The organism is Dokdonella sp. (assembly GCF_035703485.1).
In the GTDB taxonomy this organism is placed as follows: domain Bacteria; phylum Pseudomonadota; class Gammaproteobacteria; order Xanthomonadales; family Rhodanobacteraceae; genus Dokdonella.
In genome coordinates this window covers 1-12,977 of record NZ_DASSYD010000129.1, presented here as the reverse complement: position 1 = coordinate 12,977, position 12,977 = coordinate 1, and the positions used below count along the sequence as shown (strand labels likewise).

At 61.4% G+C, this 12,977-nt stretch carries 11 protein-coding genes; 10 read left to right on the top strand and 1 reads right to left on the bottom strand.

What is annotated here, in order from left to right; all coding sequences use genetic code 11:
- Window positions 1-19: 19 nt before the first annotated feature.
- Window positions 20-1,258, bottom strand: a complete 1,239-nt coding sequence (locus tag VFN25_RS10005) for an acyl-CoA dehydrogenase family protein (protein WP_325141417.1) — start codon at window positions 1,256-1,258, stop codon at window positions 20-22.
- Window positions 1,259-1,564: 306 nt separating this feature from the next.
- Between VFN25_RS10005 and VFN25_RS10000 the strand changes: the two genes are divergently transcribed.
- From VFN25_RS10000 to VFN25_RS09955, 10 genes are all read left to right on the top strand, one after another.
- Window positions 1,565-2,620 (top strand): phosphotransferase, encoded by a 1,056-nt coding sequence (locus VFN25_RS10000; RefSeq protein WP_325141415.1) that lies wholly within the window; start codon window positions 1,565-1,567, stop codon window positions 2,618-2,620.
- A complete protein-coding gene (locus tag VFN25_RS09995) occupies window positions 2,617-3,438 on the top strand; it encodes an alpha/beta fold hydrolase (RefSeq protein WP_325141413.1) in 822 nt (273 codons plus the stop codon). The genes VFN25_RS10000 and VFN25_RS09995 overlap by 4 nt, the downstream gene beginning before the upstream one ends.
- Window positions 3,439-3,471: 33 nt before the next feature.
- A complete protein-coding gene (locus VFN25_RS09990) occupies window positions 3,472-5,553 on the top strand; it encodes a 3-hydroxyacyl-CoA dehydrogenase NAD-binding domain-containing protein (RefSeq protein WP_325141412.1) in 2,082 nt (693 codons plus the stop codon).
- 78 nt (window positions 5,554-5,631) lie between these two features.
- Window positions 5,632-6,810, top strand: coding sequence for an acetyl-CoA C-acyltransferase (locus VFN25_RS09985; RefSeq protein ID WP_325141411.1), 1,179 nt, complete (start codon window positions 5,632-5,634; stop codon window positions 6,808-6,810).
- 4 nt (window positions 6,811-6,814) lie between these two features.
- Window positions 6,815-8,641: an acyl-CoA dehydrogenase gene (locus VFN25_RS09980; RefSeq protein ID WP_325141409.1), complete on the top strand. Its 1,827-nt coding sequence runs from the start codon at window positions 6,815-6,817 to the stop codon at window positions 8,639-8,641.
- Between the two features lie 96 nt (window positions 8,642-8,737).
- Complete coding sequence (locus tag VFN25_RS09975; RefSeq protein WP_325141407.1) at window positions 8,738-9,217, top strand: MaoC family dehydratase; 480 nt, start codon at window positions 8,738-8,740, stop codon at window positions 9,215-9,217.
- A 14-nt stretch (window positions 9,218-9,231) separates the two neighbouring features.
- Entirely contained in the window at window positions 9,232-10,407 is a 1,176-nt protein-coding gene (locus VFN25_RS09970; protein ID WP_325141405.1) for an acyl-CoA dehydrogenase family protein, read from the top strand.
- 10 nt (window positions 10,408-10,417) lie between these two features.
- The gene (locus VFN25_RS09965; protein WP_325141403.1) at window positions 10,418-11,539 is read left to right on the top strand and encodes an acyl-CoA dehydrogenase; all 1,122 of its coding nucleotides are present in this window, start codon (window positions 10,418-10,420) and stop codon (window positions 11,537-11,539) included.
- Between the two features lie 27 nt (window positions 11,540-11,566).
- Window positions 11,567-12,349 carry an SDR family oxidoreductase gene (locus tag VFN25_RS09960; protein ID WP_325141401.1) on the top strand — a complete coding sequence of 261 codons (783 nt, stop codon included), beginning with the start codon at window positions 11,567-11,569 and terminating at the stop codon, window positions 12,347-12,349.
- Between the two features lie 232 nt (window positions 12,350-12,581).
- The coding region (locus tag VFN25_RS09955) for a YfdX family protein (protein WP_325141399.1) at window positions 12,582-12,977 on the top strand (396 nt) is incomplete at its 3' end.

Sequence of the window (12,977 nt, the reverse complement as noted above, 5' to 3'; positions counted from 1 at the left end):
GTTCTTTACTGATCCATTTTCAGTGAGTGGAGTCGGAAAGCGTGGCGTGGCGAGCCAGTTCGAGTCGCGCGATGGTGGCGCGATGGACCTCATCGGGGCCATCGGCGAGACGCAGCGAGCGCACGGCGGCATACGAGTGGGCGAGCGGAAAATCCGCACTGACGCCGGCACCGCCATGGGCCTGGATCGCCCAGTCGAGGATTTGCAAGGCCATGTTCGGTGCAACCACCTTGATCATCGCGATCTCGCTGCGCGCGGCCTTGTTGCCGACCTTGTCCATCATGTCGGCGGCTTTCAGGGTCAGCAATCGCGCTTGTTCGATCATGCAGCGCGCATCGGCAATGCGCTCATGCCAGATGGTGAACTCGCTGATCCGCTGGCCAAAGGCGACACGGGTGCTGATGCGCTTGCACAGCAACTCGAGCGCGCGTTCAGCAACGCCAATCGTGCGCATGCAATGGTGGATGCGGCCGGGGCCGAGGCGACCCTGAGCAATCTCGAAGCCGCGGCCTTCGCCGAGCAGCATGTTCGATGCCGGTACGCGGACATCGCTCAGGCGAATCTCCATATGCCCGTGCGGCGCTTCGTCGTAGCCGAACACCGTAATCGGACGCAGAATCTCGATACCCGGCGTGTTCGCCGGCACCAGAATCATCGACTGCTGGCGATGCCTGGCTTCATTGGGGTCGGTCTTGCCCATGACGATGTAGATCTTGCAACGCGGATCACCAGCGCCGGATGAAAACCATTTCTGCCCGTTGATCAGGTAGTCGTCACCCTCGCGATGCATCGTGCATTCGATATTGGTCGCATCCGAGGAGGCCACCGCCGGTTCGGTCATGAGGAAGGCCGAGCGGATCTTTCCGGCCAGCAGCGGCTCCAGCCATTCATCCTTCTGTGCCTCCGTGCCGTAGCGCTCAAGCACCTCCATGTTGCCGGTATCGGGCGCGCTGCAATTGAAGATTTCCGCGGCCCACAGGGTGCGCCCCATGATCTCGCACAGGGGTGCGTATTCGAGATTGGACAAGCCCTCGGGGGCGCGCTCCGATCGCGGCAGGAACAGATTCCACAAACCCTGCGCGCGCGCTTGGGTCTTGAGTTCCTCGAACAGCGAAATCGGTATCCACGGATTACCGGCGCGGCGATTGTCGGCGATTTCCTGCTCGACCCTGGCCTCGTTGGGGGTGATGTGGCGATCGACGAAGGTCTGCAGCTGAACCCGCATTTCCTCGACTTTGGTGGAATAGGAGAAATCCATGCGTGGCCTTGGGTTGTCAGTTCATTGTTTCGTACTGCGAAACATTGTTTCGTGCATTTGGCGATAGTAGGCGCGCCAACGCTGACGCGCAAGTCGGATCCTGATGTTGCAGCGCGGCAATAAATTCAAGGAAGTAGGACGCCTTGTGTCGCTCTTGCGGGCGGGCTAGAGTGAGCGAACCGTCAAGAAACTTTATTTCACCATGCGAAACTTAACAGGTTCCTTGAGAGCGACACAGACCATGCCAATGCTTCATGTCCTGTTGAAGAAAAATCGGATCGATGCGCGCCGGGCCAGGATGGCAGCATGACGACGGCATCCCGCGCTGCCGATATTCCGTTCTCCGCCGATGCGTTGCAGGCCTACCTGGGCGATCGTCTCGACGGCATCGATGGCGCCTTGCAGATCAGCCGCTTCAAGGGTGGCCAGTCGAACCCGACCTTCCTGCTTGAAACGCCGTCGCAACGCTACGTGTTGCGCGCCAAGCCGGCACCCCGTTCGGAACTGCTGCCTTCGGCACACGCGATCGAGCGCGAATACCGCGTGCAAGCAGCCTTGGCCGGCAGCGATGTCCCGGTCGCAAACATGTATTGCCTGTGCGAAGACGAGTCGGTGATCGGACGTGCGTTCTACGTGATGGAACACATCGAAGGTCGCGTGCTCTGGGATCAGGCCTTGCCGGGAATGAGCAACGCCGAGCGCGGCGCGATCTACGCCGAAATGAATCGCGTGATCAGTGCCCTGCACCGGATTGATGCCGATGCGATCGGCCTCGGTGATTACGGCAAGCACAGCGACTACATGGCGCGCCAGATTCGGCGCTGGTCCCGACAGTTCGAAGCGAGCCGCACGATTCCGATTCTCTCGATGGATCGGCTCCTCGAATGGTTGCCAGCGCATCTGCCGGCAGACCAGCCATCGGTGTCCGTCGTCCATGGCGACTACCGCATGGACAACCTGATTTTCCATCCACACGAACCGAGGATTCTTGCCGTGATCGACTGGGAGCTGTCGACGCTCGGCGATCCGCTGGCCGACTTCGCCTACCACATGATGAGTCGACACATCCCGCGCGGAGCGATGCACGGGCTCGCCGGCACCGATCTGGCCGCGCTTGGCATACCGGCCGAGGAGAGTTACATCGCCGACTACGAACGTCGCAGCGGCCGCAAGGTCAGTGGCGACTGGAACTTCTATCTCGCCTTCAATCTGTTTCGCTTGGCGGCGATCTGCCAGGGCATCGCCAAGCGGGTCGAGGATGGCACCGCAAGCAATGCCCGTGCCGCCGAGTCGGGCGCCTTTGCGACGCCACTGGCCGAACTCGGCTGGAAGTTTGCGCAACAGGCGGAGGCGCGGGCATGACCGCGTCGACGAGAACAAGTGCATTGATGGACAACGCTGTCCGTCCGATGCAAACAGGCAACTTAGATACCGATGACGATGTTCGTTTGTCCTACTTTCGCTGGGGCAGCGAAGACACGCGAACTCCCGTCGCTCTCCATCACGGTTTTGCCGCCAGTACCCAGGCGAACTGGGTTGCTCCGCGGGTGGTTGCCGCCTTGCTCAAGGCCGGCCACGCGGTAATCAGCATCGACGCGCGCGGCCATGGCCAATCGGAAAAGCCGCACGACGCAGGCTTCTACGGTGAACCACGCATGGCTCGCGACCTGATCGCTCTGCTCGACCATCTCGAAGTCCGTGAGTTCGATCTGGTCGGCTATTCGATGGGCGCGGTCGTCAGCCTGATCGTCGCCAGCCAGGAGTCTCGCCTGCGGCGCATGGTTGTTGGCGGCATTGGCGAAGGCGTGCTGGCCACCGGTGGTGTTGATCTTCGCGTCATGGATCGCGGCGCCATTGTCGCCGGTCTGTTGACCGATGATCCGGCCTCGATCACGGCACCGGGTGTCGCTGAGTTTCGCAGTTTCGCCGAGCGCAACGGCTCCGACCTCAAGGCACTCGCGGCCCAGGCCGAGCGCATGCACGATCAGCCAATCGATTTGCAACGCATCGCCGCACCGACGCTCGTACTGGCCGGTGACAAAGATCCGCTGGCGTTCCACCCCGAACGCCTCGCCGCCGCGATTGCGCACGGATCGAGCGCAACCGTACCCGGCGATCATCTCAATGCCGTCGGCCATCCATTGTTTGCCGAAGCCACCATTGAATTTCTCGGCCGCTGACGCCGAACCAGAACAATCAACGGAACCCGAATCATGACCGTGCGCACGACTCTCCAGGATGGTATCGCCGTCATCACTTTTGACCACCCGCCCGTCAACGGATTCGGTTTCGACGTGCGCCGAGGTCTGGTCGAGGCGATCCACACATCGATTGAGGACACTGCGGTCAAGGCCATGGTCATCAGCGGCGGCGGCAAGATGTTCTCCGGCGGTGCCGATATCACCGAGTTCAACACGCCGCTCGCCGAGCAGGCGCCAAACCTGCATGACGTGATCGCGGCCATCGAGGCGAGTGGCAAGCCGATTGTCATGGCGATCAATGGCACCGCACTCGGCGGTGGACTTGAAGTGGCGATGGCCGCGCACTATCGCGTCGCCGTGAGGGACGCCCTGCTAGGGCTACCGGAAGTCAAGATCGGCATCCTGCCCGGTGCTGGCGGCACCCAGCGACTGCCACGCGCGGTCGGCCTCGAAATCGCCGTCAACATGATCGTATCCGGCGAGCCGGTGGCGGCCGGGCAACTGGCTGATACCGCCTTGCTCGATCGTGTTGTCGATGCCGATGTGGTTGATGCTGCGGTCGCCTTCGCCCGCGAGGTTGCCGGCAATGACGAACGACCGCTGATTCGCGATCGGAAAGTTGATCATGCCAACGCCGAGGGATTCCTCGCTTTCGCCCGCAACGGTGTCGCGGCAGTCTCCGGCCCGTATCCGGCGCCATTGAAATGCCTCGACGCGATCGAGGCTTCGTTCAAGAAACCGTTCGAGGAAGGCCTCGCGGTCGAGCGTGCCGGCTTTATCAGTCTGGTCAGTTCGACCGAATCGAAAGCTCTGCGCCATGCCTTTTTCGGCGAGCGTGCGGCGAGCAAGATCGCCGATGTCGGCAAGGACGTGAAGCCGCGTGACATCGCCAGGATCGGCATCATTGGTGCCGGCACCATGGGTGGCGGCATCGCGATGAACTTTCTCAACGCCGGCATTCCGGTGACCATCGTCGAGACCAAACAAGAGCCCCTCGATGGCGGCCTGGCGACGATTCGCGGCAACTACGAGCGCACGGCGAAGAAGGGCAGGCTCAAGCCCGAGCAGGTCGAGCAGCGCATGGGCTTGCTCACGCCGACGTTGTCCTTTGCTGATTTGAAGAATGCCGACCTCATTATCGAAGCGGTGTTCGAGGAGCTCGGCGTCAAGGAGAGCGTGTTCAAACAGCTCGATGCGGTCGCCAAACCCGGTGCGATCCTCGCCAGCAACACTTCGACCCTCGACGTCGACAAGATCGCCGCGTTCACCCAGCGTCCACAGGACGTGGTCGGCATGCACTTTTTCAGCCCGGCCAATGTCATGAAGTTGCTTGAAGTCGTGCGCGGCGAGAAGACCGCGAAGGATGTGCTGGCCACGGTCATGGCCGTGGCCAAGGCAATCCGCAAGACGGCTGTGGTCTCGGGCGTCTGCGATGGCTTCATCGGCAATCGCATGATCGAGCAATACGGACGCCAGGCCGGCTTTCTGCTCGATGAAGGAGCGACACCGCAGCAGGTCGACAAGGTCATGGAGACGTTCGGCTTCGCCATGGGCCCGTTCCGCATGGGTGATCTCGCCGGGAATGACATCGGCTGGGCGATCCGCAAGCGTCGCTATGTCGAAAAGCCCGACATGGTCTATTCGAAAACCGCCGACCTGATCTGCGAGGTCGGCCGCTTCGGCCAGAAAACCGGCAAGGGCTGGTATGACTACAAACCCGGCGACCGCAGCGCGTATCCGTCCGACGAGGTCGCCGCCATCCTCGAAAAGAACAGACGCGACCTCGGTCTGCAGAAGCGCGCAATCAGCGACGAGGAAATTGTCCAGCGCCTGGCCTATGCCCTGGCCAACGAAGGTGCGCGCATTCTCGAAGAGGGCATCGCGGCCAAGGCCTCGGACATCGACATCGTCTACCTGACCGGTTACGGGTTTCCGCTCTGGCGCGGCGGCCCGATGTTCCATGTCGACAACGTCGGCCTGTACAACGTGCTGGCGACGATGCGTGACTTCTCGCGCGGCTACCAGGGTGACAGCTGGCAACCCGCGCCGCTGCTGGTCGAGCTCGCTGAGTCCGGCAAGTCGTTTACCGGGTGATGCAAGCCAATCCGCGCGTCATTCCTGCCTGCGCTGGGATGACCGCAAAAAAACCCATTCGCCGAATCGAGGTCTATCGTGAAACAAGCCGTCATTGTCTCCACCGCACGCACCGGCCTGGCCAAGAGCTGGAAGGGCGCTTTCAACATGACCCATGGCGCGACGCTCGGCGGCCATGTCGTCAGGCACGCTGTCGAACGCGCCGGCATCGCCGTTGATGAAGTCGAGGATGTGCTGATGGGCTGTGCCTGGCCCGAAGGCGCGACCGGCAACAACATCGCGCGCCAGATCGCGATCCGTGCCGGCCTGCCGGTGACCGTGCCGGGGGTGACCGTCAACCGCTTCTGCTCCTCGGGCCTGCAGACGATTGCAATGGCAGCGCAGCGCATCATCGCCGGCGAAGGTGAGGTGTTCGTCGCCGGTGGTGTCGAAAGCATTTCCTGTGTGCAGAACCACGCCAACATGCACATGATCGCCGAGGGCTGGCTGCAGCAGCACAAGCCTGAAATCTACTGGTCGATGCTGCAGACCGCCGAGACCGTGGCCAAGCGCTACAAGATCAATCGCGAACGCCAGGACCACTATGGAGCCGAGAGCCAGATCCGCGCCGCTGTCGCTGCGGCGGCCGGCAGGTTCGATGACGAAATCGTGCCGATGACGGTGACCGCCGGTTTCGCCGATCCGAAAACCAAACGGCTCGGTACCCACGAGGTCACGATCTCCACCGACGAAGGCATCCGCCCCGATACGACGTATGAAGGCGTGTCGAAAATCCGCACGGTATTTCCCGGCGGCGTGATCACCGCCGGCAATGCCAGCCAGTTTTCCGATGGCGCCTCGGCCGCCGTGGTCATGGATGCGGATGTTGCGCAGAAGCGCGGGATCACGCCGCTCGGCATCTTCCGCGGCTTTGCCGTGGCTGGTTGCGAACCCGATGAAATGGGCATCGGTCCGGTCTTCGCCGTGCCGAAGCTGCTCAAGCGTGCAGGCTTGCGCGTCGATGACATCGACCTGTGGGAGCTCAACGAGGCGTTCGCCGTGCAGGTGCTCTATTGCATGGACTCGCTCGGCATTCCGCACGAGCGCATCAACGTCGATGGCGGAGCGATCGCGGTCGGCCATCCCTACGGCGTCACCGGTGCACGTCTGGTTGGCCACGCCCTGATCGAAGGCAAGCGGCGTGGGGCCAAACTTGTCGTGGTGACCATGTGCATCGGCGGCGGCCAGGGTGCCGCTGGTTTGTTCGAGGTGGTCTGAGCCCATGAGTGATCTGCTGCTGTCGCGCCGTGATCTCGATTTCCTGCTCTACGAATGGCTGGATGTGGAGTCGTTGACGGCGGCGGCGCGCTACGCGGATCACGATCGTCAAACTTTTGATGCCGTGCTCGACACCAGCGAGCGACTGGCAACGGAATATTTTGCCCCGCATTACCAGAAGGCCGATCGCGAGGAGCCACGTTTCGACGGCGACAAGGTCAGCATGATCGCCGAGGTCAAGACCGCACTCGCGGCCTTCGCCGAGACCGGCCTGATCAGCGCGGCGCATGATTACGCACTCGGCGGCATGCAGTTGCCGAAAGTGGTCGAGGCCGCGGCGCAGAGCTGGTTGCATGCGGCCAATGTCGGCACCAGTGCCTATCCGCTGCTGACGCTTGGCAATGCCAATCTGCTCCTCGCGCATGGCAGCGCAGCGCAGATCAAGGCCTTCGTCGAGCCGGAACTTGGCGGACGCTTCTTCGGCACCATGTGCCTGTCCGAACCGCAGGCCGGATCATCGTTGTCGGACATCACCACCCGCGCCGAGCCCGATGGCGATTCAGCATTTGGTCCGCGCTATCGCGTCACCGGCAACAAGATGTGGATCTCCGCCGGCGATCACGAACTTTCGGAGAACATCGTCCATCTGGTCCTGGCCAAGGTTCCCGGTGCCGATGGAAAGCTGATCCCGGGGGTCAAGGGCATCTCGCTGATCCTCGTGCCGAAATTCCTCGTCAATGCGGATGGCAGCCTCGGCGAACGCAACGATGTCCAGCTCGCCGGCGTGAATCACAAGATGGGTTATCGCGGCACGGTCAACTGCCTGCTCAATTTTGGCGAAGGTTCGCGGCACACGCCCGAAGGCAAAGCCGGCGCGATCGGCTACCTGGTCGGCAGCCTGCACCAGGGCCTGGCCTGCATGTTCCACATGATGAACGGTGCGCGCATCAGTGTCGGTCTTGGTGCAGTTGCGCTTGGCTACACCGGCTACCTGCATGCACTCGACTATGCGCGCAATCGACCGCAAGGTCGCCCGATCGGCGCCGCCGGCAAGGATCCGACCACGCCGCAGTCGAAGATCATCGAGCACGCCGACATCAAGCGCATGCTGCTGGCGCAGAAGTCCTATGTCGAAGGTGGTCTCGCCTTCAATCTGTACTGTGCGCGCATTGTCGATGAATCCGAAGTCGCCACCAATCCGGCCGAACGCGCACGCCTGACCCTGCTCCTCGACATCCTCACGCCGATCGCCAAGAGCTGGCCGTCGCAATGGTGTCTGGCCGCGAATGATCTGGCCATCCAGGTGCACGGTGGTTATGGCTACACGCGCGAGTACAAGGTCGAGCAGTTCTATCGCGACAACCGCCTCAACCCGATCCACGAAGGCACCCACGGCATCCAGGGCCTCGATCTGCTCGGGCGCAAGGTGGTCATGCACGAAGGTGCGGCGTTCAAGCTCTATGCAGAGCGTGTCGCCGCAACGATCGCCAGGGCGCGGGCGCACGCTGATTTGCAGTCGCATGCCGAAGCACTCGAAGCCGCGCTGAAACGCCTCGCAAAAGTAACCACGCAACTCTGGGCCGCCGGCGATGTGCAAGTCACCCTGGCCAATGCCAGCGTCTATCTCGAAGCCTTCGGCCATATTGCAATCGCCTGGATCTGGCTGGAGCAGGCGCTCGCTGCGCACGGCAAGCAGGGTGATTTCTACGATGGCAAACGTGCTGCTGCGCGCTACTTCTTTCGTTGGGAATTGCCCAGGGTTGGCCCGCAGCTCGATCTGCTGGCCAGCCTCGATCGGACAACGCTCGACATGCAGGATGCGTGGTTCTGATGAATCGCCAAACGAGAACCCTCGAATCCTCAAACTCCCACTCCGTCATCCCGGCCTGCGCTGGGCTGACGACTCAGTAATCTGAAAGGCATCTCCGTGAGCACACCGCGAATCATCAACGGACTCGACGAACTGAAAACTCTCGTCGGCAAGGAGGTTGCCACCAGCGACTGGCTGCTGGTCGATCAGGCGCGCATCCAGGCCTTCGCCGATGTCACTGACGATCACCAGTGGATCCACCTCGATGTAGAGCGCTGCCAGCGCGAGTTGCCGTACAAGGCGCCGATCGCGCATGGCTATCTGATCCTGTCGCTGATTCCGATGCTGTTCGCAAGCAGCTTGCGCATCGACGGCCTCGCGATGACGGTCAATTACGGGCTTGATCGCGTGCGCCTGCCGGCGCCGGTGATAGCCGGGCAGCGCATTCGCGGCCATCTGGCGCTGGAAAAACTCGATGACGTCAAAGGCGGCATGCAGGCGCACTGGGCGGTGAGCGTCGAAGTCGAAGGGGCTGACAAACCCGCCTGCGTCGCGCAGATGCTCGCCCGCTACCATCCTCAATCCCAATCACGCTGAAACACGGAGTTCAAATGGATCTCGCATTCACCGCCGAAGAGCAGGCATTCCGCGACGAAGTGCGCACCTTTCTGCGCGACAAGCTGCCTGCCGACATTCGCCGACGCGTACACCTCGGCGACGGCAGCCAGATCAACGAGGACATTCCGCGCTGGCAGAAGATTCTCAACGCGCGCGGCTGGGGCGCACCGGCATGGCCGGTTGAATTCGGCGGCACTGGCTGGAGCAAGGCCCGGCAGTTCATTTTCGAAACCGAATGCGCGCTTGCCGACGCGCCACCGCAGCTCGCCTTCGGGGTCAAGATGGTCGCGCCGGTGATCATGCGTTTCGGCAATACGCAGCAACAAGAACATTTCTTGCCGCGCATCCTCGCCGCCGAAGACTGGTGGTGCCAGGGCTATTCGGAGCCAGGTTCGGGTTCCGACCTGGCCTCGTTGAAGACCCGGGCCGAGCTCGATGGCGATCACTACGTCGTCAACGGACAGAAGGTGTGGAACACGCTCGGCCAGTTTGCCGACTGGATCTTCTGTCTCGTTCGCACCGATTCCAGCGGCAAGCCGCAGCGCGGCATTTCGTTTCTGCTGATCGACATGAAAACGCCGGGCATCAGTGTCCGACCGACGCGTCTGCTTGACGGCAGCTACGAGGTCAACGAGATCTGGTTCGACAACGTGCGCGTGCCGGTGGCCAATCGCATCGGTGAAGAAAACGCCGGCTGGACATACGCCAAATATCTGCTCGGCCACGAGCGCACCAACATCGCCGGCATCGGCGCCAACCAGCGCGAACTGCGTCGCCTCATGCAGATGGCTGCGACGGCTGAGCGCAACGGCCGCCCGTTGATCGAGGATGCCGTGTTCGCCACGCGCATCGTGCAGACCGAACTCGAATTGAAGGCACTCGAGATCACCAATCTGCGCGTGATCTTTGCCGAGGAGCAGAGCCATGCGCCGGGTCCGGAAGCATCGATCCTGAAAATCCGTGGCACCGAGATCATGCAGCGCATCACCGAATTGCAGGTCGAGGCACTCGGTGCGCGTGCGCTGATTGCAGATTCAGCCGATGTCGATCTTGGCGAAAACATTCCGCGCGCCGCCGAGGCCTACCTCAACCAGCGCAAGCTGACCATCTTCGGTGGTTCCAACGAGATCCAGCGCAACATCATCGCGCAGATGATTCTCAGGGTATAAGGCAAGACTCATGGACTTTTCAATCAACGACGAACAACAGATGCTGCTCGACACGACGCAGCGATTCCTGGCCAGTGAGTACGGCTTCGAGCAACGCCGCAAGCTGCTTGAATCCGACCGTGGCTGGTCGCCGGAAATCTGGTCGCAACTGGCCGAACTTGGCCTGCTCGCGGTGGACATCGATGAAGCCGATGGCGGCATCGGCGCCGGACCGGTCGGGGTCATGCTGGTCTCCCAGGCGGTCGGCCACGGTCTGCTGCTGGAACCGTTCCTTTCCAGCGCCATCGTCGCTACCCGGGCGATCACGCAAATCGGTTCCGACGCGCAGCGCGCGCATTGGCTGCCTGCACTGGCCAGCGGCGAGTGCATCGCCGTGTTTGCGCACGATGAGGAAAGCGCCGGCCTCGATCTGAGCCGTATCAAGACACGGGCGACACGCAGCGATGCCGGCTGGACAGTGAGTGGAAGAAAAAGCGTCGTCTATCACGCACCGATGGCGAATCTGCTTCTGGTTTCGGCCCGTGTCGACGATGGCAGCCTCGGACTGTTTGCGATCAGCGCGAATGCGGCTGGCGTGAGGCGCCATGAGTTGCGCACAGTCGATGGCCAGCGCGCGGCCGATCTCGAATTTGACAGTGTTGTGCTCGAAGCCGATGCGCGGCTTGGCCAGGATGTCAGCGAATCATTGGCGGCAATCATCGATGCGGGCATTGCCGCACTGTGTGCCGAGGCCTTCGGCGTGCTTGATCGCATCCTCAAGGCGACCATCGAATACAGCCGCTCGCGCAAACAGTTCGGCATGCCGATCGGCAGCTTTCAGGCCCTGCAGCATCGCATGGCCGACATGCTGATCCAGTTCGAGCAGGCACGTTCGATGATGTATCTGGCGACCGCACACTGTCGCGATGCGGATGCGCTTTCGCGCCGCGCAGCTATCTCTGGCGCCAAGGTGCTGATTGGCCAGGCCGCGCGCTTCATCGGCCAGCAAGCCGTGCAGTTGCACGGCGGCATGGGCATGACCGACGAACTCGATGTCAGCCATTGCTTCAAGCGTCTGCTCGCCTTCGAGTTGCGCTTGGGCACGACCGATGAACATCTCGCCATTTGCCGCACGAATTTGCAGGCGGCGTGAAACCGTCAATATCAAGGAAACCAACCGATGACCGCCACACGAAAAATGTTCGATCTCGATGGCCGCACTGCACTGATCACCGGTGGCTCGCGAGGACTTGGCCTGCAGATGGCTGAGGCGCTCGGTGACTACGGCGCGCGCCTGCTCATTTCGGCGCGAAAATCCGATGAACTCGAAAAAGCCCAGGCGCATTTGAAGGCGCGCGGAATCGAAGTCGACTGGGTCGCGGCTGATGCCGGCAAGGACGAATCAATCAACACGCTGGCCGATGCCGCGCTGGACAAGCTCGGCCATGTCGACATCCTGATCAACAATGCCGGTGCAAGCTGGGGCGCCGCAGCCGAGGACTATCCGCTCGAAGCCTGGGACAAGGTCTTGAATCTCAATATGCGTGGTTTGTTTTTGCTGACCCAGCAGATCGGCAAGCGCTCGATGATTCCACGCAAGCACGGTCGCATCATCAATATCGCCTCGATTGCCGGCCTGCGCGGCAATCCGCCGGGTGCGATGAAAACCATTGCCTACAACACCAGCAAGGGTGCCTTGATCAACTTCACGCGTGCGCTGGCAGGCGAATGGGGCGCGTATGGCATCACCGTCAATGCGCTCGCTCCGGGCTTCTTCCCGACAAAGATGTCACAGGGCCTGATCGACAACATCGGCGCGAAGACCTTGATCGCGATGACTCCGCTACAACGCCTCGGTGATGAGGAAGATTTGAAAGGTGCAACATTGTTGTTTGCATCACAGGCGGGAAAGCATATCTCCGGCCAGATTCTCGCCGTCGATGGCGGCGTATCCGCCGTATGAACAGTGACGGTTTCGGTGGAAAGGAGGCCATGTTGTCCGTCTGAGCGAAGCAGAGGGCCATTGTCTGAATAGTCGGCAACGCGTAGATCGAATTCCGCAAAAATTCCGTTATGTGGCCTTGCTGCAGGGAACCTCTCGTACTCGCGGGATTCCAAGCAATGTCCGGAAGTTTGCGCATTAATGAATGCCTTGCTATGTATCCGGACATTTCCCTTGACTGAGGAGACCTTCAATGAAAAGTCGCACAATCAAAATGCAGGCATTGGCACTTGCCATTGCCATACCGATGGCGGCGGCATCCGCCTGGTCGATGTCACCTGCGCAAACCTCGGCGGCGGCTGGCGGCAAAGCCGATCACAGTAGCGTGGAGAACACACCACTTCTGCAATTCTCGCGCGAGGGCAATCGCGCGCTGCGCGAGATTCAAGCGGCGCGCTTCAACATCTTCGACGGACAACCTGATGTCGCCGTAAAGCTGATGAACGATGCCAAAGTCGCCATTGGCAATGCCGAAAAAGATGCGCCATCGTTTGCCACGACAAGATCGACGATTGTTGACGGAAAGGTGGTCGACAGTGAGTCGAGCAAGCGTGCCGCTACCAGCGTTCCGGTGGATGGACAGTTGATG

Excerpts from the sequence above, each read along its gene's own strand:
- VFN25_RS10005 (WP_325141417.1), bottom strand. The coding sequence starts at position 1,258 with ATGGATTTCTCCTATTCCACCAAAGTCGAGGAAATGCGGGTTCAGCTG.
- VFN25_RS09965 (WP_325141403.1), top strand. The coding sequence starts at position 10,418 with ATGGACTTTTCAATCAACGACGAACAACAGATGCTGCTCGACACGACG.
- VFN25_RS09960 (WP_325141401.1), top strand. The coding sequence starts at position 11,567 with ATGACCGCCACACGAAAAATGTTCGATCTCGATGGCCGCACTGCACTG.
- VFN25_RS09990 (WP_325141412.1), top strand. The coding sequence starts at position 3,472 with ATGACCGTGCGCACGACTCTCCAGGATGGTATCGCCGTCATCACTTTT.
- VFN25_RS09970 (WP_325141405.1), top strand. The coding sequence starts at position 9,232 with ATGGATCTCGCATTCACCGCCGAAGAGCAGGCATTCCGCGACGAAGTG.
- VFN25_RS10000 (WP_325141415.1), top strand. The coding sequence starts at position 1,565 with ATGACGACGGCATCCCGCGCTGCCGATATTCCGTTCTCCGCCGATGCG.
- VFN25_RS09980 (WP_325141409.1), top strand. The coding sequence starts at position 6,815 with ATGAGTGATCTGCTGCTGTCGCGCCGTGATCTCGATTTCCTGCTCTAC.
- VFN25_RS09995 (WP_325141413.1), top strand. The coding sequence starts at position 2,617 with ATGACCGCGTCGACGAGAACAAGTGCATTGATGGACAACGCTGTCCGT.